General features: G+C 47.1%; 17 protein-coding genes. 7 read left to right on the forward strand and 10 right to left on the reverse strand.

What is annotated here, in order from left to right; genetic code table 11:
* Positions 1–243: 243 nt before the first annotated feature.
* Both QUA62_RS09775 and QUA62_RS09780 read left to right on the forward strand, forming a co-directional pair.
* Positions 244–3468, forward strand: coding sequence for an efflux RND transporter permease subunit (locus tag QUA62_RS09775; protein WP_333403626.1), 3225 nt, complete (start codon positions 244–246; stop codon positions 3466–3468).
* A 392-nt stretch (positions 3469–3860) separates the two neighbouring features.
* Positions 3861–5042, forward strand: a complete 1182-nt coding sequence (locus QUA62_RS09780) for an RtcB family protein (protein WP_333403628.1) — start codon at positions 3861–3863, stop codon at positions 5040–5042.
* A 120-nt stretch (positions 5043–5162) separates the two neighbouring features.
* Here QUA62_RS09780 and QUA62_RS09785 read toward each other — a convergent pair whose 3' ends face one another.
* The 7 genes from QUA62_RS09785 to lpxC all read right to left on the reverse strand — a co-directional run bounded on the left by QUA62_RS09785 (position 5163) and on the right by lpxC (position 11957).
* Positions 5163–5534, reverse strand: coding sequence for a DUF4278 domain-containing protein (locus QUA62_RS09785; protein WP_333403630.1), 372 nt, complete (start codon positions 5532–5534; stop codon positions 5163–5165).
* A gap of 241 nt (positions 5535–5775) precedes the next feature.
* On the reverse strand, positions 5776–6120 hold the full coding sequence (locus tag QUA62_RS09790) for a BON domain-containing protein (protein WP_190737264.1): 345 nt from the start codon (positions 6118–6120) through the stop codon (positions 5776–5778).
* A gap of 615 nt (positions 6121–6735) precedes the next feature.
* Positions 6736–7998: a DNA cytosine methyltransferase gene (locus QUA62_RS09795; RefSeq protein WP_333403632.1), complete on the reverse strand. Its 1263-nt coding sequence runs from the start codon at positions 7996–7998 to the stop codon at positions 6736–6738.
* A 136-nt stretch (positions 7999–8134) separates the two neighbouring features.
* Positions 8135–9307, reverse strand: coding sequence for a lipid-A-disaccharide synthase (gene lpxB, locus QUA62_RS09800; protein WP_333403634.1), 1173 nt, complete (start codon positions 9305–9307; stop codon positions 8135–8137).
* A gap of 190 nt (positions 9308–9497) precedes the next feature.
* Positions 9498–10292: an acyl-ACP--UDP-N-acetylglucosamine O-acyltransferase gene (gene lpxA, locus QUA62_RS09805; RefSeq protein WP_190658339.1), complete on the reverse strand. Its 795-nt coding sequence runs from the start codon at positions 10290–10292 to the stop codon at positions 9498–9500.
* Between the two features lie 220 nt (positions 10293–10512).
* Positions 10513–11034 (reverse strand): 3-hydroxyacyl-ACP dehydratase FabZ, encoded by a 522-nt coding sequence (gene fabZ / locus QUA62_RS09810; RefSeq protein WP_190658337.1) that lies wholly within the window; start codon positions 11032–11034, stop codon positions 10513–10515.
* Between the two features lie 68 nt (positions 11035–11102).
* Complete coding sequence (gene lpxC, locus QUA62_RS09815) at positions 11103–11957, reverse strand: UDP-3-O-acyl-N-acetylglucosamine deacetylase (protein ID WP_333403636.1); 855 nt, start codon at positions 11955–11957, stop codon at positions 11103–11105.
* Between lpxC and QUA62_RS09820 the strand changes: the two genes are divergently transcribed.
* The gene (locus QUA62_RS09820; RefSeq protein WP_333403638.1) at positions 11949–12092 is read left to right on the forward strand and encodes a hypothetical protein; all 144 of its coding nucleotides are present in this window, start codon (positions 11949–11951) and stop codon (positions 12090–12092) included. The genes lpxC and QUA62_RS09820 overlap by 9 nt on opposite strands.
* A gap of 84 nt (positions 12093–12176) precedes the next feature.
* Here QUA62_RS09820 and QUA62_RS09825 read toward each other — a convergent pair whose 3' ends face one another.
* Together QUA62_RS09825 and purC are read right to left on the reverse strand one after the other, a co-directional pair.
* A complete protein-coding gene (locus tag QUA62_RS09825) occupies positions 12177–14558 on the reverse strand; it encodes a BamA/TamA family outer membrane protein (RefSeq protein WP_333403640.1) in 2382 nt (793 codons plus the stop codon).
* A gap of 185 nt (positions 14559–14743) precedes the next feature.
* Positions 14744–15472: a phosphoribosylaminoimidazolesuccinocarboxamide synthase gene (gene purC, locus QUA62_RS09830; protein ID WP_190658532.1), complete on the reverse strand. Its 729-nt coding sequence runs from the start codon at positions 15470–15472 to the stop codon at positions 14744–14746.
* 257 nt (positions 15473–15729) lie between these two features.
* On the opposite strand from purC, the gene QUA62_RS09835 reads away from it, so the two are divergent.
* The 4 genes from QUA62_RS09835 (at position 15730) to QUA62_RS09850 (ending at position 23280) form a co-directional block, all read left to right on the forward strand.
* Complete coding sequence (locus QUA62_RS09835) at positions 15730–16161, forward strand: response regulator (protein ID WP_190658331.1); 432 nt, start codon at positions 15730–15732, stop codon at positions 16159–16161.
* A gap of 124 nt (positions 16162–16285) precedes the next feature.
* On the forward strand, positions 16286–19702 hold the full coding sequence (locus QUA62_RS09840; protein ID WP_333403642.1) for a response regulator: 3417 nt from the start codon (positions 16286–16288) through the stop codon (positions 19700–19702).
* A gap of 206 nt (positions 19703–19908) precedes the next feature.
* Positions 19909–22236: a DNA phosphorothioation-associated putative methyltransferase gene (locus QUA62_RS09845; RefSeq protein WP_333403644.1), complete on the forward strand. Its 2328-nt coding sequence runs from the start codon at positions 19909–19911 to the stop codon at positions 22234–22236.
* A 213-nt stretch (positions 22237–22449) separates the two neighbouring features.
* Positions 22450–23280 carry a hypothetical protein gene (locus QUA62_RS09850; RefSeq protein WP_333403646.1) on the forward strand — a complete coding sequence of 277 codons (831 nt, stop codon included), beginning with the start codon at positions 22450–22452 and terminating at the stop codon, positions 23278–23280.
* Positions 23281–23647: 367 nt separating this feature from the next.
* Here QUA62_RS09850 and QUA62_RS09855 read toward each other — a convergent pair whose 3' ends face one another.
* A complete protein-coding gene (locus QUA62_RS09855) occupies positions 23648–24820 on the reverse strand; it encodes a TRC40/GET3/ArsA family transport-energizing ATPase (RefSeq protein WP_172188640.1) in 1173 nt (390 codons plus the stop codon).
* Positions 24821–24968 lie beyond the last annotated feature (148 nt).

A 24968-nucleotide genomic window follows, 5' to 3' on the forward strand; every position in this document is an offset into this window, starting at 1 on the left:
TGTCAATCTGCGTTTTGGGCGCTCGACTACCTCTAAAGGAATATTATAAAAAACATTTTTGACAATTTATTAAAATTTATTATACTACTTGTCAGGTGCGGAGCGTAAATATTCTCTCACTCCCTATACAAAATAAAGCCTGACCGAAAACAATTTGGTCGCCAGCCCTGCGATTCATTCCTTTGCAGGCTGACTGGGTAAACTTTTCAATTTTTTAACCTAAAATCTAAAATCTAAAATCAAATGACCGCCGATAAACCCGGATTCAGCATTAGCGCGACCGCGATTCGCCGCCACATCGGCACCCTCATGCTGACACTTGCGATTATAGTCGTGGGCATTTTCTACATCACCCAACTGCCCGTTGACTTGCTGCCCTCCATCACCTATCCCCGCATCAGCGTGCGCTTAGACGCCCCCGGAGTCTCGCCAGAAGTTGCAGTTGACGAAATTACCCGCCCCCTCGAACAAGGGCTTTCAGCAACAGAAGGAGTCACGCAAGTTTTTTCCCGCACCCGCGAAGGACAAGTCAGCGTCGATTTATTTTTCAGGCCAGGGGGCGACATCAACCAAGCCCTCAACGACGCTACAGCCTCCGTCAACCGAATTCGCAACCGACTTCCCGATACAGTTGAATCGCCCAGTCTGTTTAAATTTGACCCTTCTCAACAGCCGGTGTACGAATTTGCCCTGACTTCAGACTCGCGACAAGGGGTAGATTTGCGGGTATTTGCCGATGACGAATTAGCCCGGGAAATTAACGTTATTCCAGGAGTAGCTTCGGTTGACGTTTCCGGTGGCGTTCAGGAAGAAATTCAAGTTAATATTGACCTGAACCGGCTGCAAAGTTTAGGAGTTAATCTTAATGACGTTTTTAATGCTTTGCGCGAGCGCAATTTAGACACTTCCGGTGGTCGCCTGCGGCAAGAATCTAACGAACCGCTGACGCGCACAATCGGTCGCTTTAGAACAGCCTCTGAAATCGCCAATCTTTCCTTTCAAGTATCCGGTTCCAACCCGCCAAAACGAGTTTACCTGCGCGATTTTGCCCAAGTCAATGACGGCACGGAAGAACAGCGAGTCAAAGTTTTTCTCAATCAAAAACCAGCCGTTAAAATTAGCATCTTAAAACAGCCGGACGCCAACACCATTACTGTTGTAGACGGAGTGAAAAATCGCATCAAAGAAATGCAGGAGTCTGGCTTAATTTCTGCAGACATGACCGTAGTTACTACCTTAGACGAATCCCGATTTATCCGCAATTCCTTAGCGGATGTGGCGAATGCGGGAGTTTCAGGTGCAGTGTTGGCTGCGGTCGCAGTTTTGTTCTTTTTAGGTTCTCTCAGACAAACGCTGATTATTTCTCTGACTATTCCCCTGTGTACTCTAGCAGCCATTATTTTAATGCGGCTGTTCGGCTTGTCGCTGAACTTGTTTAGTTTAGGCGGTTTAGCATTAGGTATCGGTCAGGCGATCGACACCAGCGTAGTTATTTTAGAAAATATTGTAGTCGGTCTAGACAGCAACCCTCATCTGAAAAAAGGCAGAATCAAAGATCGAAAAGAACGCACAATAGAAGAGTCGGTATTGCGGAGTGAAGAAGTAGAATCAGCAATGGTTGCTTCCACAGCAGCCAACTTAGTATCAGTGCTTCCATTTTTGCTGATCGGCGGCTTCTTTTCTCTGCTATTTAACGAATTAATTTTGACAATTAGCTTTGCAGTAGCAGCATCTCTGCTAGTAGCTTTAACGGTAGTGCCGATGCTGACTTCTCGCCTGATGGGAATGTCTTATTCCAGCGGTATCAGTCAGTTCGGGCCGATAAAACATTTCAACCGCGGCTTTGAGAACGGTACGCGGGCTTACGGTTCGATGCTGTCAAAAGTTCTGAGTTTGCGGTTAATTATCATTGCAGTTGCTTTTGTGATTTTAGGCGGTGGGACTTGGGTGATGGCGGGTCAAATTCCCCAAGAAATTTTGCCGAGAGTTAATACAAGTCAAGCCAGATTATTTGCCTCGTTTCCTCCGGGGACTAACTTGGAAACCAATCAAAAAGTGATTGCAGCAGCCGATAAACTTCTGCTCGCACAGCCAGAAACAAACTACACTTTAACTACAGCAGGGGGGCTGCTTTTCGGCAACAATACGGTGGAAAATTTGCTCAGGGGAAGCAGCACAATTACGCTAAAACCAGGTACGAATACCACCGATTTTACGGAAAAAATGACTGAGGAATTTAAAAAACTTGACCTTCCTAAAGGAACTCGTCTGCGGCTAGTTCCAGAATCGATTAGGGGTTTAGTTTTAACTAATTCTCCCGTGCGGGGTGGCGAAATTGATGTCGTGGTTCAGGGGGAAACTGAACAATCATTGCAGGAAGCCGGCCGTCAGATATTAAAAGAATTAGATGAGAAGGTAAAATTAGCCCGGTTTCGGCCGGAGGCAGACGCGCCGCAGTCAGAGGTACAAATTCGTCCCGATTGGGAAAGGGCCGCTGTGTACGGGCTGACAGCCCAAGATATTGGGGAGACAATTCAGACAGCAATTGAAGGTGCTGTTCCCACTCAGTTGCAGCGGGGAAACCGATTAATAGATGTGCGGGTGCAGTTCGATCGCACTTCGGTAAAATCTATTGCTCAACTCGGACAAATTCCGTTATCTGGTAATAATAGCATCATCCGTTTAAGCGACGTGGCTAATATTACGATCGGCAAAGCGCCTGCAGAAATTCAGCGTCTCAATCAGCGCCAAGTTTTCTTAGTTGTCGGAAACTTGAATAAGGGTGCAAGTCTCGGCGATGCTGTGCAGCAAGTCGATGCAGTTTTATCAGAACTGAAGTTGCCGCGAGGAGTAAGAATTCTGCCGAGTTCGGCTGCTGAAACTAATGAACAATTGCAAACTTCTCTCAAGCTTTTGGGGGGATTGGCGACTTTTCTAGTGTTTGTAGCCATGGCGGTGCAGTACAATTCTTTGGTCGATCCGCTGGTGATTTTGCTGACAGTGCCCCTGGCGTTGGCGGCGGGAGTATTCGGGCTTTATGTGACCAAAACTGCGATCGGTGCGACGGTGATGATCGGTGCAATTTTGCTCGTGGGAATTGTGGTGAATAACGGCATCATTATGATCGAGTTGGCGAACCAAATTTTGGAAGAGGAAAAGGTCGATCGCACAACAGCAATTCTCAGGGCAGCACCTCAGCGCTTGCGGCCGATTTTGATGACAACTATTACCACAGTTTTGGGTTTATTTCCCCTAGCTTTGGGCATTGGAGAAGGTTCGGAATTCTTGCAACCGCTGGGTGTGGTGGTGTTTTCCGGTTTGTCGCTGGCGACTTTGCTAACGCTGTTTATTATTCCGTGTTTCTATATTTTGCTGCACGATTTCTTTGGGATGTTTGCAGCGAAGAAGAAACCGCAGGCAGTAGCTATTCCTGTGCAGAAGACGCCGAGAAAGACTCCGAATTTGTAAAATGTAGTGTCAGCTTTTTACGCACTTCGACGCAATCCGGCAGGGGTTTAAACCCCTGCCTCAAAGCGAAAGTCGGTTAAAACCGACTCTAGATTTTAAGGTAAAATACGATCTATTTCAGTCCTCTTTCAGAGGACTTTAGCTATGAGACAGGGAATTCATTCCCTGTCGGACTGTCGGACTTACAAACAATACCGCTACTGCATTTGATGTCAAGTTGACGCCGCAAGAATTAGTGGGTAAGGTGCGTCAGTAAACATTCTATGACTCCCAAAAGAAATTCCCGACTGACGCACCCTACGAGAATTAGTCTGTCAGATGCGTTTGACATCCAAAAATTGTATGTTACAATAATACTACATAACAGGTTGGCAAAACAAACTTAAAGAAAAATGCCCTACGAAAAATTAGACATATCAGCCCCAAAACCAGTATTATCTTGGGCAAATCACGCCCTGGGCGAAAAAGAAACCAAGATGACCGCAAACGTAGCATCTTTGCCCTTTGTATTCAAACACGTCGCACTAATGCCCGATGTACATTTAGGCAAAGGTGCTTTAGTCGGTTCAGTAATTGCCACAAAAGAAGCGATTATTCCGGCTGCTGTCGGAGTTGATATTGGTTGTGGCGTAATTGCTGTCAAAATGCCTTTTAACGCCAACAAATTAGAAGGCAAACTCAAACAAATTCGCCTCGATATCGAAGCCGCAATTCCCGTGGGATTTGCGGAAAACAAGGAAGTAGAAAAAACTGTCACCAACTGGCAGGGATGGGGTGAGTTTAAGAAACTTCATCAAGGTGTGCAGCACCAAAACAATAAAGCCTTAAAACAAATGGGTTCCCTCGGCGGCGGTAATCATTTTATTGAGGTTTGCGTTGATAGTGAAAACTTTGTTTGGCTGATGCTACATTCCGGTTCTCGCGGCATTGGAAACTTGCTCGCACAGCAGCACATCGAGACTGCTAAACATTTAGCTAAACTGGCAGAAATTAGTCTCGCCGATCAAGATTTGGCTTATTTTGTAGCGGGTACGCGGGAGTTTGCTGCTTACTGGCACGATTTGCAGTGGGCGCAAGATTATGCTCGTTTTAATCGCGATGTGATGATGAATCGGTTTAAGCGAATTGTGGAAAAGCACGTCGCGGGCGGCAAATCTGTTAAGCCGTTATTAGAGGTGAATTGCCACCACAATTACGCGGAAAAAGAGGTGCATTTTGGTGAAGATGTGTATGTGACTCGCAAGGGTGCTGTGCGCGCAGATGTAGAGGATTACGGGATTATTCCGGGTTCGATGGGGGCGAAATCTTTCATTGTTAAAGGGAAGGGAAATGCTGAAAGTTACTGTAGTTGCAGTCACGGTGCTGGCCGATTGATGTCTCGCAATCAAGCGAAGAATGTATTTACTCTCGATGATTTTGTGCGGCAGACTGAGGGGGTTGAGTGCCGCAAAGATAAGGAATTTTTAGATGAAATTCCGGGGGCTTATAAGCCGATTGATGAGGTGATGAGTCAGCAGTCGGATTTGGTGGAAATTGTGGCGACTTTGAAGCAGGTGGTTTGTGTCAAGGGGTGACAGAAACTGATTTATTTGTACTTCACTTACCTGAAAATTGCTTTATGGGAATAGGGGGGAAATCAAGCTGCTGTTGATTTCCCCCCTCTTGACAAACGCTTTGTTTTCTGAAGCTTTTCTCTAACAGACCATCTGTCTGGACTCAATTTCTAGCAAGCGCAGCAGTGTTTCATCGCCATTGGCTTTGGCTGCTTGCTTTCTACGATCGAGAATATTGCAAATATTCGCTTGGTGGATTTGCGCCACTTCCACAACAGTTGGGTAAGATTCAACCGTCCCTGGGGTGCGAACTGCTGCCCTATCCCGATCGCCACCTTGAGAATCTCGCTTTGTAGTATAGTTTGTGCCGCCGTATTTATTTGGGCCGGGAATGTGTCTCGGATACCGATAGTTCCAGTCTTGGCCCCGGTATTTGCCCGCTACTTCGCCTTCGATCATATCGACTGTCGGAATGTCGTACTCGTAGTTGACGCCGCGATAAGTGAGTTTCATATTTTTGATCCTTATATGTATGGAGATAAAAAGGGCAGTCAGGCCAGCTTGGGTTTTCTTTGCTAAAACTTTTTTAGTTTCTGTATTCAATTATACTGTTTTTTAAGATAAATCGGTTAAATTTACAAAAATTAATATTTTGAGGGGCACAGGGCAAGAAAAAACCCGCCGCAGCGGGTTTAATCGAGTTTTTGACTAATTCGAGCAGCATCCGGAGCGAAACTGCTTCGGTTCCGGAGAACTAGCCAACTGTCACCTGATCGGTTTGCACGTCTGTAGCGCCTTCTTCAGCAGAGGCGATCGCCACCAACTTGTCGAGAATTTCCTGACTGGGAACTTGACCTTTGAGAACAACCGTGCTGCTGAGCTGAGCTACATAAACAGTCTCGATATCAGCAACTTCTGGATCGCCGTCAAAAGCTAAAGCGACCCGCTTCGCGAGGCCGCTGTCGTCAAAATTTCCGTCTGGGCCGACTTTAGCAGGAGCGATGGATTGCGCTTGCGCTGCTTGCTGTACTACTTGTGCCATCGGTTCAGCCGGGGCTTCAGGCTTTTCGAGTCCGAACAGTCTTTTAAACCAACCCATATTAGTTGAGTCTCCTGAAAATACACTTTTTACACGATAGCTCTAGAATTCCAAAAGACTCGTAATTGTTGCAAAACTCAGCGAAATTTATCAAAATGTTTTATCGGGAGACTTTCACAATCTAAAATCTTAAATGGTATCTAGATATTGATGTTGCTATTTGATGTATAGGACGATCGCTCCGCCTTGGATAGCAGAGGCATAGTCGAAGCAGTTCCCCCACTGTCACCTTAAAAAAACTGCACAACGCGCCGGAATACATTCCCGGTTTGTTTAACTACCCCGGACATCTCCTGCGGGTCATCGATCTGTGTCCACTGATACAGGGGACAGTAGCCAGCGCTTAATTAAGGGTAGTCCTACATATAGCAATCCTTGCAGGAGTCGTAATTTTTTTACCCCACCGCAACCCTCCCCGAATCCCCTCGCTCGGGAGTAAGAAATTCACAAATGATGCGAGGATTGCTATAAGTAATTATGCGATTTGATCTAATCCGGTCTGTAGAAGGAGATGACAGGCAAAAATCACTACTTGTTTACCAATTAGCAATTACCAATTTCCAATTTCCAATTACTACTCACCAATTCCCCGTTAGAGATAATTAAATCTAACTCTTAACTTTTTAGATAATATTGTTCTGCTTCCGACCAATTCAGTTTAAGCAACGAATCATCTCCCCAGGTCAGTTTGAGACTCGGCTTAATTGCTGTCACGCCCAAAGCGCTAATAATCTGCGCTGCTACAGCTTTCGCCAGTAGCGGCGGTACAGAATTTCCGACTTGGCGAAAACCGTGCCATTTTGTAACGTGAAATCTAAACCAGTCAGGATAGGAATGCAGTCGCGCAGCTTCCCTGACAGTAATGCACCGAGGCGCGATCGGGTGAATTGGTCTCGGCGAAGTATAAGCCCCCCTAGCCCGGTCGGTTCCAGCCCTGAGAGTGTTGCAAACTCCCTGGGGATGAAGCTTATAAAAACGGCTGATCGGCTCTTTTTCGCCGTGTTTAGCAGCATGAAACCTTTCTCTACATTCCAGAGAGTGTTGAGTTCGCAAACTGCAAGAAAGAATTTGCCGATCGTACTCGCGATCGTAGGAATAATCATCATCCAAACCATCAATTCCGCGCATTATACTCGCATAAGCGCTGCACTTTCCGTACTCCGCCATCACCCAATCTCGGTGCAGCAACTCGCTGTACTTTTCCACTTCCGGCAAATCTCCGATCGCATCCCAAACTGTCGGGACAGCAGGTAAATTAACTTTTTTATAGCGTTTAGGAATTTTAACTTTCGGCAGTATAGTAGTTGGCTGAGGGTATTTTGGCAGCTCATAATCTTTTTTGCAGCCAATCAAAAACAAGCGTTTGCGAGCTTGCGGCACTCCGTAGTGAACCGCGTTGAGAACTTGATAGTTTTCTTCTACTTGATAGCCTGCTTCCAGGAAAGAGCTAATTAAAATATTCAGGAGTTCTTTGTGTTCTCCTGATGCAATTCCCGGAACATTTTCCATTACGAAAAACTTGGGTTTTAGCTCCAAAACTAAGCGTTTAAAGTGAAAAATTAGAGAATTTCGCGGGTCGTCCACATCGCGCTTTCCCATCATCGAGAATCCTTGACAGGGCGAACCGCTGATTACTACGTCTATCTCGCGCCGCCCGATCGCCGATTTTTTCCTAATTTCCGAACCCGTAAGCTGTGCGACATCTTTGCACAGAATAGAACACAGCGGGAAATTAAACTGGTGTGTGGCGCAGTGAATTGGGTCAATTTCGACTGAGGCAAGTACATCAAAACCTGCTTGTTCAAAGCCCAGGGTCATGCCGCCCGCGCCTGCAAATAAATCAACAGCGATCGGTCGCTTTTTCCGATTGCTTGGCATAACATTTCAATAACAAAGTTGCTTTAAGAGAAATTAAGGAAATTAACCGGGTTTTTGGTAATAAATCTTGAGTTTGTCAAGGAGCCATCTACAAAGAAACCGGGTTTATACATAACCTTTCAATACCAAAATTGCTTTAAGAAGCTGTATTTAATTTGACATTTTTCATTATTTCCGCAGCGGCCCGATCGCACACGCCCACATCTCCCAGACTTTCGCGCATTTCCCGATAACCCGCTTTGATTTGCTGGCGTCGATCGGCATTTTGCAGCAATTCCAGTGCGTGGTTCACTATATTTTCCGCAGTCGCCTCGTATTGCAGCAACTCCGGCACGATCGGCTTCATTTGCACCAAATTGGGCGGAGACATAAAAGGAATCGAAAATTTCAGGACGTGGCGAGCAATAATCGCCGTAATCGGACTGACGCGATAGACGACAACTTGCGGAACGTCGAGCAAAGCTAGCTCCAGATTAACAGTACCAGATTTAGCGATCGCCAGATCGGCAGCCGCCAAGATTTCCAGAGTTTGATTTTCTAACAAAGTAGCCCGCAAACCGTAATTCTCGATCGCTTTTTCGATTTTGCTGCGGAAAGCTTTGTTAGCAAGCGGAATCCAAAAATGAACTTCCGGCAATTTAGCTTGAATAATTTGAGCTGCCTCAAATATAACCGGCATCAGGTACTTGAGTTCTTGGTGTCTGGAAGCGGGAATTAGGGCGATCGACACCTGTTCCGGCCCAATTCCCAAAGTTTTGCGGGCAACTTCCCGGCTGGGCGCAGATTGCATTCTATCCACCAAAGGATGACCAACCCAACTCACTTGGGCTCCTTTTTTTCGATAATAACAAGCTTCTTCGGGGAAAATTGCCAAAAGTTGGTCGCTAATATTGACAATCAGATCGGTATTGCGACGAGAAATCGACCAAACCCATTCTTGAGGTGCGATGTACCAAACCACCGGCAAATCCGGCAAACAGCGGCGGATGTAGCTGCCAATACCGAGATTTGGAGTCAAATAATCAATCAATACAACAGCATCGGGGCGGAAGTTTTTGAGATATTGTTTAGCTTTTTGCTGAACTTTGATCGTTGGCCAAATATACGGCACTGATTCTATCAGACCCATAGAACCAATGCCCACAGTATCGCCTAAAATAGTAGCCCCAGCTTCTGCCATACGAGGGCCGCCCAATCCGGTTATTTCTAGCTCAAAACCAGCGGCGACAGCGTGACGTTTTAAGGCTGCAACTAACAAAGCTCCTTGCAAATCGCCAGAAACCTCACCAGTGCTGATAAAAATTTTCATAAAATCCTCGATATCATCAGTAAGGTGCCCCGGAGCAAAACTTTTTTAGCTGCGTCAAGGCTTGAAACTGACACACCCTACAGCTAACTGCTCATAGGTTTGTAGTGAGGACTGCAGTCCTATCTGACGCGACTTTTAGCTAATAAGGACTAAAGTCCTTACTACAAACAATAGGTTTATTCTACCTCATTTACTTTTTGCCAGGAATCAAACCGCGCCGCCCTTTGGTTATAGACTGCTGTACAAATCTCCGCAGGTGCTGCAAGTGGGCGTTTTCTGGTAACAAATCCAACTGTTCCAAAGCTTGATTGAGAGTGTAGCCTGAATGGTATAAAATACGAAAAGTTTTCTTCAAAACTAGCAAATCTTCTTCTGTCAAACCAGCGCGTTGGAGACCGACTTTGTTGATTGCTCGCACTCTCGAAGGATTGCCTTCGACTAGCATATAAGGAGGTACGTCTCGATCGATTCTGCTCAAGCCCCCCACCATAGACAAGCGGCCGATGTGGACAAACTGATGAACGCCCAAAACACCGCTCAAGCGGGCTTGAGACTCGATTTTAACGTGTCCGGCTAAGGCTACAGCATTGGCGATAATTACTCGATCGGCGATCGCGCAATTGTGTCCCACATGAACATAAGCCATCAATAGATTATGATTGCCAATTGTCGTGCTTTCCCCCGCTCCAGTAGCGCGGTTAATTGTCACGTATTCCCGAATTTGATTGCTGTCGCCAATTTTCACCCTAGTCGGAGAACCCTCGTATTTCAAATCTTGAGGTTCCAAACCAATCGCCGCACCGGGAAAAATTTGATTGCGAGCGCCTATTTCTGTTAGCCCGTCGATAATTGCATGAGCGCCAATCTTAGTATCCGGCCCGATTTTCACTCTTTCCCCAATTACAGCATAAGCTCCCACTTGTACAGTCGGGTGAAGTTCAGCGCCGGGATGAATCACAGCAGTTGGGTGAATCAAAGTAAGCATTTGTCAATTTTTTTGCTGGTAAGTGGGAAGGAAGTTCGGCTAAGCGCAGTGTAAGGAATTGAACGGATTTAACGGATGGATGTTGACAGAAGACGGAAGAAGGAAGAGGGAATTTTAGAAATTTTAAGATTGCGTCGTTCCGACGAACACTTAGCAGTTTTAATTTAAATTCAAAACTCACAAGTCACAATTACCCGCAAGCCCTCACCACTTCCCCAATTTAATCTACCATCGAAAACGTCAATTCTCCTTCACAAACTTTTTGTCCGTCTACTTCAGCCAGAGCCTGCATTTTTGCGAAGCGGCGGCGTTTTACCCACAGCAATTCTACAGTCATCCGCAACTGATCGCCCGGTACAACCTGACGACGGAACTTCACTTGATCGATTCCGGTAAACATCCACAATCCTTGCTTGATGTCGGGCAACTGAGCGAGAACAATACCGCCAACTTGAGCCATAGCTTCAACAATTAATACCCCAGGCATAATTGGCCGTCCGGGAAAATGCCCTTGAAAATGTGGTTCGTTGAAAGTCACATTTTTAATTCCTATAGCCTTCTCCGACGGCACGTAATCAACAATCTTGTCAACCAGTGCAAAAGGATAGCGATGAGGCAAGAATTTCTGAATTTCTTCGAGAGTAAAAGTAGATTTAACCGCTGGAGAATCCTCACCGTTTTCAGTGGGAACGGATTCAGAATTCGCAGTATTGAGGGTGTTAACTTCAGTCAGCGTGGACATTGCTTGAAGACTTTTGAGTGTAGTATGGCAGAAGGAATATGCAATCTTAACAGAGCACGTGTTTTTTCCTAACTTTTATCTAGCGTAGCTAGAGCTTCCGATTTCAGGGCTTGGCCGAGTTGGACGTGCAGATTGTGACTGGCTTTGTAAGCCAAGTAGTGAGCTTTTGGCCAAGTTCCGAGCAGACTGAGGTCGCCTACTAAGTCTAGGATTTTATGGCGCACCGGTTCGTTTGTAAATCTCAAAGGCGGGTTGAGCCACCCGGATCGATCGCAAACTAGGGCGTTCTCTAGGGTACCACCTTTGATCAAACCTGCTTGTCGCAATTGGTCAACTTGGCGAGCAAGTCCAAAAGTGCGGGCTGGGGCGATCGCGCTAGCAAAACTTTCTGCCTCTGGCGACCAACTGTACCATTGATTGCCGATCGCCTGTTCCTCAAAATCAATTCCGTAACTAAATCGAGTTTCGGCTGAGGGTAAAGCCGCTGCAAAAGCATCCCCGTGACGCACCCAAATTGGCTGTTCTAGGACGAAGGAGGAAGTGGGGTCTTGCTTCGATTCTTGAGGAACTAAGCCGGTATGGGCGATCGCCTCTACCCAAACCACAGCCGAACCGTCCAGCAGAGGCACTTCCGGCCCATCAACCTCTATTCGAGCATTATCCGCTCCCATCCCCGCCAAAGCGGCTAATAAATGCTCTACAGTGCGAATTTGAGCATCGATACCTGCCAGTTCAGTTGAAAGTGCAGTCTGGCAAACCGCCTCAATTTTTGCAGGAATTATCGGAGCACCAGGCAAGTCAATTCTGACAAAATAGCGGCCTTCCCCAACCGCAGCAGGCAAAACTCGGACGCGAGTTTGTTCGCCGCTGTGCAAACCGATTCCCGACAGTTCAAATTCAGATTTTAAGGTACGTTGAGTCATTTGGAAGAGGGAAGAGGGAAGAGGGAAGAAGGAAGAGGGAAGAGGGAAGAAGGAAGAGGGAAGTTAACAGTAGGGTGCGCCTGGTCGCGCACCTTAGACATGATTTGTAGGGTGCGCCGAGGCGTAGCTTACTAATTAGCAATTAGCAATTAGCAATTAGCAATTACCAATTACTCCTAACTAATAACTAATGACTGCTGACTACTGACTCTTCGTTAATTAGAATCGCTCACCAATCCCAAAGTGAATTTGATTGTCGCCCGTGTCGTTGATACCGTAATCGATCCGGATCGGCCCTAAAGGAGATTGAATCCGCACGCCGAGGCCGTAACCGTAACCGCTACCCGGCTTTCCGCGGATACCGGCAGGGTCGCCCGGGACATCTTGGCCCGTACCCAAGTCAGTGCCAGCATCCAAAAATAGCGCTCCGCCGATAAACGAAATAATCGGGAAACGGTACTCAACGCTGGCTTCTAGGAAACTGCGACCTGCTCCGAGGTCGCCTTCGTCGTATCCGCGCACCGAGTTGGCGCCGCCTAAGGCGAAGGCTTCGTAGGGAGGCAAATCTCCGAATATGGTGCCGCCTCTAAAACTGAATGCCAGGGTTTGAGGGCCGGGGGTAAAGTTAGTGTACTTGACTGGTAGGTACAAGCTGTAGCTGGCCCGCAGGCGGTTTAACAGGATGCTGCCGGAACCTACAGGAATCGATTGTTCCACCCCAAACCTGAGCAGAGAACCGCTAGTGGGGCGGAGGGGGTCGTTGCGCCGATCGCGCACAACACCTGCTTGCAGTGTTGTCAAGTCGTCGGAGCCGGAATTGCTAAAACTTAACAGGTTGCCGAGTTCGTCCCGGGATTCGCGCCTGCCTTTGCGATCGGTAATTGAGACTCGCTGGTACTGCAAGCCGACTGAAGCTGTCCACTCAGCATCGGCAAAAGGATTGCGCGACAGGGGACGGGTGAAATTGATGCCGGCACCGGTGCGATTGATGCGGGGTCGATCCTCGTTGGGCAATCTGACTTCCCGTTCGCCGCCGTCAAAAATCACGCTGATCGATCGTCTTCTAAAAACATTAGCGGTGAAAGAAGTCCGGTAAGGATCGCCCGCAATCCAGGGGTCAGTAAAACTCAGGTCAAACAGATTTTGGCGTTCCCCGATTTGTACTTCAGCGCCCAACTTCTGGTTCCTTCCGCCCAAGTTTTGCTGCTGGTAACTCAGCGTACCGAACAAACCCGTCGCGGAACTCAAACCCGCACCAGCCGCCAAAGAACCAGTATTTTTCTCGATGACGTTGACAATTACCCTTGCCTTGCGGGGGTCAGTCGTTCCCGGTTCCAAGGCAAGTCGCACGTCTTCAAAAATTCCCAAACCAAACACCCGTCTCAAATCTCTTTCCGCCTTGGTGCGGTTAAAGATGTCTCCGGGCTTGAGTTCTACTTCGCGGGTGACGACAAAGCGACGGGTGTTGCCTCCGATCGGCTGACCCGTGGCATCTGTTGCCTCTCCCTCCTTGTTCAGGAAGCGGACATCAACGGATTCGATCTGGCCTTCTGCCACTACCAGGGTGACTGTGCCGTCGTCTCCTACTTGCGGGGCATCAGTGATTTGGCCCAAAACATAGCCGTTCTCTTGATACCACGCATTAATTTTTTTCACTCCCTCCTCAAAGCGGCGGAGGTTGAGAATTTTGCCGTATTGATCGCGGAAGCTTTCGTCAATTACGCTTTGGGGCAGCACTTGCTGACCGGTGATTGTCACTCCCCGCAGCACCGGATTTGGCTGCACAATAAAAGTCACCCGGACGCCCAACGGGGTGTCTTCCGGTACTGCCCGCACGTTTCTGAAAAAGCCTGTGGCAAAAATGGCGTTGATGTCTTGTTGCAGTTGGCTGCGGTTGGTCGTGCGTCCCGGTTGGGTGCTGATGACTCGGTAAATTTCGCTTTCCAAGTCTCCCGTCGCCCCGGTGACTGTAACTTCTGCAACTAGCACTTGCGGTTCTGCCGCCCCGGCGGGTGCGGGGGTTTGTCTGGGCTGCGGTGCTGGGCCAGGGGGTAATGGGGGAACGGTGTTAGCCGGCGGTCTGGTCGGGGCCGGTCTGGGGGTAACTTGGGCGTTTTGAGCGATCGCCCCTGATTCCTCTGGTTTCCCTAGCTCTGCTGCGAGCCAGGCGGGCGTTACAGCCGATGGCTCGGGGGGGAGCGAGCTGTCCTGTTGCGCCTCTGGCAGGGCGTTTTGGCTGCTAGAGGCGGAGGAGGGGTTGGATGCTAGCTCGGGTTTGAGTTGAAGGATCAGAGGTGAAACCGGCGAAGGCGGTTCTGTGACTCGATCTGGGGGTTGGTCCTTGGGTTCTCCTCTGGCAGGGGCCTCAGCTATTTTTAGGGCTTCCCCTTTGCCGGTTTTAGCGGCTTTGCGGTTTTGAGGAGGATTTTGGGTTAATTCTGGAATGGGGCGATCGGGTAATTCGATCGACGGGGCAGGCGGAACGGCAGCCAAAGCTTCCTCTGCTGATTCAGAGTAGGATGTTTGGCCACTTGCCGAATTTGATAACCCGAATGTTGCTGAGGCAGTAAAAACTGCCACCAATACAGCAGATAAACGCATTTTTGTTCACTTTTTTGGGCAATCCACACACCACATTAGTCATTATTCATTAGTCATTAGTCATTAGTTATATAAGTCGGTTGAATTTCGCGCTGACCGCTAATTGATGACTGTTGACCGCTGATTGCTGACATCGAAAGCAGAAGGGTGACAAACTGTGCAATTCTAGCGCATTACCAAGGCCTCTAGACTTTCTGAGCGAGAACGCGTTGGAGAACTTGTTGGTAAGCGGTTTCTACCGATCCTAAGTCGCGGCGGAATCGGTCTTTGTCCATAACACGGGCGTCGGGGTCGGCTTCTGCGTTGTCCCAGAGGCGGCAGGTGTCGGGACTGATTTCGTCGGCGAGGATCAGATTTTGATGTTGGTCGATACCGAATTCTAGTTTGAAGTCTACCAGGGTGATGCCGCACTGGCTGAAAAATTCTTTGAGTATTTCGTTAATTTCGCGGGCGGCGATTTCTAGTTGGTCTACTTGTTGGGGGGTGGCTAGCTGCATTAGCAGCAGCCTGTCGCGCGTCAGCAGCGGGTCTCCCAAATCGTCGTTTTTGTAATAAAACTCCACCAGCGGCGGATTGATAATTGTGCCGAGGGCGAGTCCGGTTTGCTTGCAAAGGCTGCCAGCAGCAATGTTTCTGACTACGACTTCCAAGGGCAAGATTTGGACGCGACAGACTCGCATTTGGTTGGGGGCCGGCGTGTCGATGAAGTGGGTGGGGATGCCTTTGGCTTCTAGCATCCGAAACAGGTGGGCGGATACGGCGCAGTTGATTTCGCCTTTGCCGACGATGCTGCCGCGTTTCTGGGCGTTAAAGGCTGTAGCGTCGTCTTTGAAGTGGGTCAGCAAAATTTCGCTGTCTTCGGTGGAGTAGAGGATTTTGGCTTTGCCTTCGTAGAGTTTGCGATCGGCTGACATGGCGATTAATAATGTAGATGAGTTGTAGATTTTACCGTAGCTCGATCGGGCATTATTGGCGAGTTTTTGGATTTCGGCTGCGCCCCTCAGAGCATGAGGGGCGAGTACACCTGCAGGTAGATCCCGCGAGCGGCCCAGGCATAAATGATTCTTGACAAAGGACAATAGAGATTAAACCTGCTGGGTTCGCGATCCGTGCGGGCTAAACCTCGCCAACGAGACTGGCGCTTAAAAAACATCTGCAAAGTGGCTCATTTATGGAAGACAAAAAAATTCATATTCTCTTGGTAGAAGATGATGAGGTTGATGTGATGAACGTCCGGCGAGCATTCAAAAAAAATAACATCGTCAACCCCCTCTACATTGCTGCCAATGGATTAGAAGCTCTCTCTATATTGCGTGGAGAAGGAAAAATAGATCCTCCAATGCCTCAAGCGCGCCGGTTGATTTTGCTGGACTTGAATATGCCGAGAATGAGCGGGATCGAGTTTTTGCAAGAATTGCGACTGGATGAATGTTTGAGGTCGATTCCGGTAATCGTCCTCACGACTTCTAATGAAGATAGAGATAAAGTAAAAGCTTATAATTTGAATGTAGCTGGCTATATTCTTAAACCTGTTACTTTTTCTAACTTTGTGGAAGTGATGGCTACCCTAAACAGATACTGGATGCTGAGTGAAATTCCCTAAAATAGGGGAAATTTAATAAAAAAATTATTTTTTAATGTGGCTTGGTGATTTTTCAGGAATGCAGTTGTTTTAATTCTTTTTTCCAGACTGCAGCTTTTTCGGAGTAATCCACAATTCGGTTGTTATGGACAAAATTCTCACAATTCTGATAGTTGATGACGATGCAGTCGATCGAATGGCGATCAAACGCTCGCTCAAGTCCGCTGGTGTTTCGGCAGAAGTTACGGAGGCAGAAGACTGCGCGGATGCCCTGAGCCAACTCTCGGTCAGCAAAAATTATACCCCGGCTACGGCAAAACTCTCCAAACACAATAAATCTCAACCTTTTAGGGAGGTTGAGGAGACAGAAAAGGGGCTGCTATTAAATCAAATATTTGAGTGCAAATTTGACTGCGTATTGCTCGACTACGGATTGCCGGACGGAGACGGACTGAGTTTGGTAAAAAATCTACGAGAAGCGGGACTGAAAGTTCCCTTAATTGTGCTCACCGGTCAAGGCGACGAACAAATTGCTGTGGAATTAATGAAGGCTGGAGCTTCTGATTATATTGCTAAAAATAAGCTTTCTCCCGATAGTTTGTCTCGCAGTTTGTACAATGCTATGCGCGTTTATCGCGCCGAATCTCAGGCGTTTCATACCAGTCAAAAACTCAAGGAAAGTGAGGAACGATACAGGTTAGTTTTAGAGGGAGTGAACGACGGAATTTGGGATTGGGATTTAAGTAAAAATGAGGTTTATTGGAACGATCGCCTTTTGGAAATTATCGGTTTGTCGCGAAAGCAATTTGGCAGGACTATGGACGCTCTATACAACCGCCTGCACCCCGATGACAAGGAGGGAATCGTCGGGGCTATCGCCGCTCACTTGGAACAAGAAATAGACTACAATGTAGAATTTCGGCTGCTGCACTCGAACGGTCTTTACCGCTACTGTACTTCTCAGGGAAAAGCTCAACGGAATTCCCAAGGAAAACCGCTGCGGATGGCCGGTATGATTAGCGACATTACTGAGCGCAAACAGGCGGAAGATGCTCTGGAAAGGGAACGGCAGCAACTGAGACAAATTATTACTTGCGTGCCTGTAGCAATGGCGATGTTCGATACACAAATGCGCTATATGGCTAACTCTAAAAAATGGGTTAGTCAATTTAATTTGGACTTGCCGTCCCTGAATAATCTCAGCCATTACGAATTGTTTCCAGATACGCCGAATCGCTGGAAAGTAATGCACCAAGAAGCGCTCCAAGGCAAGGTAGTTTCTGTGAGCGAAGATGCCTGGGAACGAGCAGACGGATCTGTTCTGTACCTGCGGTGGGCTGCTCACCCTTGGTACGATCCAGACGAGAAAGTCGGGGGAATTGTGATGGTTGCCGACAAGATTAATGAGTTGGTGGAAGGGCGGGAAACTGCCTTAGAAGCGAGCCGGGTGAAGTCGCAATTCTTGGCAAACATGAGTCACGAAATTCGCACTCCGATGAATGGTGTTTTGGCAATGGCTCAATTGCTGCTGCGCGCTCCACTGGAACCGAAACAGCGGGATTGCGCTCAGACTATTTACCGCAGTGCTGAACATTTGCTGAACGTTATTAATGATATCCTCGATTTCTCTAAGATTGAAGCTGGAGAAATGCGGCTGGAAAAGGGTAATTTTGATTTGGATAGCTGCGTTGAGTCGGTGATAGAAATGGTAGCGCATTTGGCCGAAGAAAAAGGTATTGAATTGAATATTTTAGTTGACAGCTCGGTGCCGAGGAAGTTGGTGGGGGACTCGGGCAGATTGAAGCAAGTTTTGCTGAATTTGACGGGGAATGCCATAAAATTTACCGATAGCGGTCAAGTTCTCGTTCACGTAACTGTGAAACAGGGCAACCGACTGGCAGACGGTAGACAAGAAGCAAGATTGCTATTTTCGGTGCGGGATACTGGCATTGGAATTTCGGCAGAAGGGCAAACAAAGCTGTTCCAATCTTTTTCTCAGGTAGACGATTCTCCTACTAGACCTTACGGCGGGACGGGTTTGGGTTTGGCTATTTGTAAGCAGTTAGTGGAGATGATGGGAGGGGACATTGGAGTTCGCAGTTTGCTAGGCAGCGGTGCGACTTTTTGGTTTACTGTACCTTTGGAAAAACAGTTGCCAGTTGAGCCTCACGATCCCGAACTTGCGGGCAAGAAGCTGTTAGTAGTCTCTGGAAGCGCTTTGAGGAGGGCAGCGGTGCGATCGCTCGCTCAAAGTTGGGGGGCCCGCTGCGATGAGGCAGAAACTGTTGCTGAGGCTTGGAGTTGGTTTAAAAATGCCCAGGGCGGGATTTCTCAGCATTCAGGGCAGGGGGAAAAAAGCTGGGATGTGGTGCTTGTGGACTTGCAAATGCCGGAGTTGGATGCGGAGGAATTTGCTAGGAAAGTGCGATCGACCTCTATAGTTGGTTCGTTAATCGCCATGACTGCTTTGCGAGAACAGCCGAAGGCTGAATCGCTTTGCCGTCAGGGCTTTAACAGATATTTGATCGAGCCGGTGCGGCCAAGCCACCTGCTTGAGGCAATGCTGGCGCCGGTGAAGGGAACGGGAGATTTTGGGAGAGTGGAGGCTGCTAATACTTGCAAGTTGCCACCAGTTAATACTCAATATGTTACTTCCGATTCGCCGTCATCGCTGAGAATTTTGGTGGCGGAAGACCACCCGATCAATCAACAAGTTCTTGTCGAACAGTTGGCAGTTTTAGGCTATCAGGCTGACTGCGTGGTCAACGGTCAAGAAGCGCTGGAGTTGCTCGCAAAAAAAAGCTATGATTTAGTGCTGATGGACTGTCAAATGCCGGTACTTGATGGTTACAAAACGGCGCAAAAGTTGAGGCAAATCGAAGGAAGCGAGCGGCATACTTTTGTGATGGCTTTAACTGCTCATGCTATGCCGGGGGAACGAGAAAAGTGTCTGGCGGCGGGGATGGATGATTATCTCAGCAAACCTGTAGATTTAGATGCTTTGGCGGCGGCCCTGAAAAAGTATGAAGCCCTAAATGTTCAGGGTGAAAATAAGTATGGAGTTAAAAGTATTAATTCGGAAAATAAATCTCAATTAGCAACAAATTATACAGAAGTTGTGGAAAAAGCGCAGGTTGGGGCTGGACAGGCACCGAGGGCGATCGCACTTCAAACTTGGGAACATAGAGACTACGACGGACTGTTCGACAAGAGCAGATTGGAGCAACTCGGACGAGTTAATATTAAATTGCCCGAGCGGCTTTTGCAAGCTTTTGTGGCAGACGCCCAAGCTGATATGGCTGCTGCCAAAATAGCTGTAGAAGCTAAAGATTGGCAAGCTGTGGAATATCAAGCACACCGTCTCAAGGGAACTTCGGCTAATGTGGGAGTTGCTCTGATGTCGGATTTGGCCGCACAATTGGAGCATCAAGCGCGAGGCTTTCAATCTGAACCACCAGGGGGGGAATTGTTAAATATTGAGAGGGTTGAGAACATATTAGTGAGTTTGTCCAGTCATTTAGCCCGGGTTCAAGAATTTGTGGAAACTAGAATGTTGGGTTAATATCTTACTCGCTCGTAGTCGATATTAGTCGGCGATTAAAATCGCCATTACAAAAACTAAGTTCCTCTCTAAAAGACTAATAAATAAAGCGGTACGGTACGGAGTGTGCATCCTACATATAGAAATTATAGGAAAATTTTGTTTGTTTCTTTACTCCGTTTCCTCTGCGTTCTCTGCGGTTAATTAAAAAAATAATTAATTTAGCTATGAATTACGATACCAGTACAAACACTATTTTAGATAGCGATTCATTAGAAAATGATGAAAAACGGCTAACGCCTTTGATGATTTTTGCTCGGGAAGTTTTATTGTATGAAAATGAGGCTATCTCTGAGCAAGATTCTGCTGTAAATGCGGTGCTGTACCCGCTCGATGAAATAACTAATTTATGTGTTGACAATCTCCTAGCAAAAGTGGTTCGCTGCTGTCGGGAAAGCAAGGTGGGAAAAAAATTACCGACGGCTTTTTACGTTCACGTTTCGGCTTTGCAGACACTCAACCCTGTCCTCGGAATCTACGAAAATTGTGCCAGACGCAATCTCGAAAATATTGATGAAGCAACTTTAGTTAAAATTTCACTTTATCAACCTAAAATATCTTATCTTTTTTACCCTGATTTCGATACAGATGCTCATCCTGCTTTGCAAACCAGCATCCAGATTAATCTAGCAACAGGGGAAGTTAAATATTTTGATTACAGCAACAGCGAAAATCCCCCTGTTTTGCACCGTAAGGAAACTTTTGTAGCTGCGGATTATCCCAATTACGAAAAGTTTGCGCGGCTGACTCGCTGCGAGGAAAAGTGGGGGCTGCTTGACAATACTAGCGTTATCGGCACTCGCGAGGGTTGGCTCAAATATTTGGGATATTGCGGTGTAGAAATCCAAGATCATACTGTTGTCGAGCGTTTGAAACAGGAAAATAGCGAGGTATCAATTCCTAAGATCGAGCGGCACAAAGCTGCAATGGTACGCAATTCGCTTTCTAAACCCCTGCGTCTGGTTCTAGAAGCTGATTTAGTGAGGGACGGGGCGACTTTTTTTGACTACGGTTGCGGTTACGGCGGGGATGTTAAATATATTGCACAAGAGGGTTATGCTATTTCTGGTTGGGACCCATACTATCAGCCGGATACTCCGCGAATTTGTGCTGATATTGTGAATATTGGTTATGTGATTAATGTCATTGAATCTTTGGCGGAACGACGAGAAGCTTTGCTGAATGCTTGGGGATTGACTAAAAAATTATTAGTGGTAGCGGCTCAGGTTTTGATTGACGATCGCCAACAAGGTCAAATTGCTTATGGGGATGGGGTGATTACTTCTCGGAATACTTTTCAAAAGTATTACGAACAGGAAGAGTTGAAGATTTATATTGACCAAGTTTTGAGTGTGGATGCAATTCCTGTTGCTTTGGGGATTTATTTTGTGTTTCGGGATGCTACGGAAGGTGAAGGTTTTCGCGCTTCTCGGTTTCGATCGCACTTATCGACTCCCAGAGTGCGATCGCAAGTTAAGCGGTTTGAGGATTATGCGGAAATGCTCGCTCCTTTGATGGCTTTTGTGAGCGAACGAGGCCGCCTTCCGGTTAAAGGCGAACTAGCGGAAGAATCGGCGATTAAGGAGGAATTTCACAGTTTTAATCGCGCTTGGAGGGTAATTTTGCAAGCAACGGATGCGGATGATTGGGAGAAAATTGCCGACAAGCGCCGCCAAGATTTGCTGGTATATCTCGCTCTCAACGGTTTGGGCGATCGGCCTTCAATCCGCCGACTCCCGGCTCAAATCCGCAACGACATCAAAGGTTTGTTTGACAATTATCAAAAAGCTTGCACTTTGGCAGATTTAATGCTGTACAGTCTGAGCAAACCTGATATTGTGGCTGACTGCTGCGAAGATAGTGCGATCGGCTACAAACAGCCCGGTTCCCTTTCCGTTCACGTCTCCGTTTTAGAAGAACTAGACCCTTTGCTGCGGCTCTACGAAGGCTGCGCTAACCGCACAATTGGCAGGCTTGACGGCGCGACAATCATCAAATTTTACGCTCGCAAACCTCAAATTTCCTATTTATTTTATCCCGATTTTGACACTAACCCGCATCCAGCCCTCCACACCGCTATGCACATACATTTGCGCGACCTTTCTGTCAGCTATCAAGACTATTCAGATTTGTACAATCCGCCAATTTTAGTGAGAAAAGAAGCTTTTGTTAGTCCTAATTATCCCCATTACGAAAAGTTTGCGAAACTCACCCGCCAAGAAGAAAAGTTGGGGATTCTCGATGGTTGCGTCGTTATAAAATATCGGGAATGGGTGAAGTGTTTGGAGGAAAATTGCGTTAAGATTAAAGGTCATAAGTTGTTTTGGCGATCGAATGCTGACCCGGAACGGGTGAAAATGCTGCAAAAAGCTGCCTCGGAACGCCAGCAGAAAAAGATTGAGGTTAATGGGCAAAAGATTGAACGAACCGCAGAGGGCACAGAGGAGGGAAAAGAAGAGGGAGAAAAAGTTATGGCTTTAAGAGAGAATGAATAGTCATTGAAGCAGAGTAGGATTTTAGTCAGGGAGCTATATAAGCATTCTTCCTTCTTCCTTCTACTTAATACCTCAAGAACCGCTTAAGCTAGAATCAAGGCAATGAGCGATGAAGATATCGATATATCCGATATTCCACCGCTGCCTGAGGAGTTCTTTCATCGCTGATTAAAACTGTACAAATCTGCATTCGGGCATCGAGCATTAATGAAAATGAAAATATTCCCTGCTCGCATTCATATTCTGCTTGCGAGTCAAGCTACCGTCGGACTAATCATTCGACGCGGCCCGTCGAAGCAGGTTGCCACAATACTATGGGATCGACAATGCGATCGATTCCAACTGGGACAATGGTTAAAGGGACGCATCTACGAACGCCGGAGTGACCTCTCACCCGACGGCAAATATCTGATTTACTTCGCGATGAATGGTCGCTGGCAATCGGAGGCCTGTGGTGCCTGGACTGCGATTTCACAAGCACCATACCTCAAAGCGATCGCCATCTTCCCCAAGGGGGATTGTTGGAATGGGGGTGGTCTGTGGACGAGCCAAGCCACCTACTGGCTCAACGACGGCAAATACGGCCACCAGATATTGCGGGATACTTCAAGAGTCCGTCGCGACACCACCTACGCCCCAATCGGCAATTATGGCAGCGAGTGCCTTGGTGTGTATTACCCTCGACTTTTACGCGATGGTTGGCAACTGGTCGATCGTGTACAGTTGGACAAATGGAAAGACCAAGATATCTTTGAAAAATCGATCGGCAACGGCTGGATACTCCGCAAAATCGCCCATGCCGAGATCGATCACCCAGAGGGGAAAGGCTGTTATTGGGATGAACATTCACTAATTAATCGGGCTACTAATGCCACGATTAGTTATCCCCAATGGGAGTGGGCAGACCTGGATGGCAAACGGCTAGTCTGGGCGGCTGAAGGCAACCTCTATGCGGCAGAGATAACAGCGGAAGGATTAACCAACGTTGTCCTATTATTTGATTTTAATGATATGCAATTTCAGCCGCTCGCTGCGCCATACTGAATCATCATCCATTTTTAACTGGATACCGATAAGAGAAGTTAAACCGCTATATGTCTATATTCGTAACGTCTAGTTTGGTATCTCCGATTCCTTTGGATATATCCTCCTCAACCACTCCTTGAAGAGGATGAATCATCCTTGGTTATCTTAATCTTACAGGAAGTGGAAATCGACCAATTAGAGTATGCTGCCATAGAAACGAAGCTGAGTAAGCATTAATTATGGGTAATTGTGCCAAACTGCTTCCCAGTTGGAAGAGATTACCTTTGTCCAGAAAACAGTTCTGCAACTACTAAAAACCAAAGAAAGAACTGAAGTCCTCACTACGAAAACCCAACAAGGTTAGTAGTGAAGACTTTAGCCCTAATTAAGCAAACTTAATCTTCAAATAATCATCCTCCATCTTCGCCCCTGAAGGTTGCAGCGCCGCTAAAGCTTGCGGCAACACCAAATTACGGCGGTGATTCCCAATCCGAACATTCAACTCATCTCCCGTTTTGCTCAACTGGATCTGATCCTTAGCAATTCCGGGCAAATACAGCTCAAGACTATATTGATTGTTTTCCTGCACGATCTTAATCGTATTTTCTTTGTAATAAACTTGACTGGGGTCTTCGTCTTTGTAAAGCGTTTCTTTCAATCGTTCTAAAGCTGCCAAACCGCACATTTCTTCAGAATAAAGTGGCACTTCCTTAACTGGCAGCGGCATGAAATCTGAGTGAATTTCCTGACGGTACTGTTCCTGGCTTTCTTTCCACCGTTTGAAAAATGGGTCAGTTACTTCTGCAGGAATAATCCGGTTAGCTACTACTAAATCTGTGGCTACATTGTACAAACTCAAATAGGCATGAGCGCGCAGAGACTCTTTAATTACCATTTTTTCGGGATTAGTAACTAACCTTACCGAAGTGACAGTATTGTCAGTTAAAACCTTTTCCAAAGCTTCGATTTGTTCGTAAAATTCGTAAGGTGCATCCATCACCTCTTTGTCTGGTAAAGAAAAACCCGCAATTGGTCTAAAAATAGGTTCAACTAAAGGCCGAAGGGCGGCTGATATGCCTTGCAGCGGCTTGTAAAATTTTCTCATGTACCAGCCGCCAACTTCCGGCAAACTTAGCAGTCTCAATGCTGTGCCCGTCGGAGCCGAATCGATAATTAAAACATCAAATTCGCCTTCGTCATAATGCCGCTTCATCCGCACTAAACCGAAGATTTCATCCATTCCTGGCAAGATGGCTAATTCTTCAGCTTGCACCCCTTCGAGTCCCTGCGCTCGCAAGACTTGAGTAATGTAGCGCTTAACGGCTCCCCAATTGCCTTCTAATTCCCTGAGAGCGTCTAATTCTGCTCCCCACAAATTCGGTTTCACCAGCCGCGAATCGTGTCCGAGTTCCATGTCAAAGCTGTCGGCTAAGGAGTGAGCGGGATCTGTACTCAGCACTAGGGTTTTGTATCCCAATTCGGCACAGCGCAGCCCAGTCGCAGCGGCTACAGAGGTTTTGCCGACGCCGCCTTTTCCGGTCATTAATATTAAGCGCATTGATTGTTTAGCTCGCCTGAAAATTCTTTACTTCTTTATTGTAACGTTCTGTAACAGAGATTAATTTAGTGGGGGAATTAATTTGGGCGACAAGCAGCCGCCGGACACAGCACATTTTCGGTCATTCACGAAATTACTGCCATGTCAA

Source organism: Microcoleus sp. MON1_C1 (assembly GCF_036701945.1).
GTDB lineage: Bacteria > Cyanobacteriota > Cyanobacteriia > Cyanobacteriales > Microcoleaceae > Microcoleus.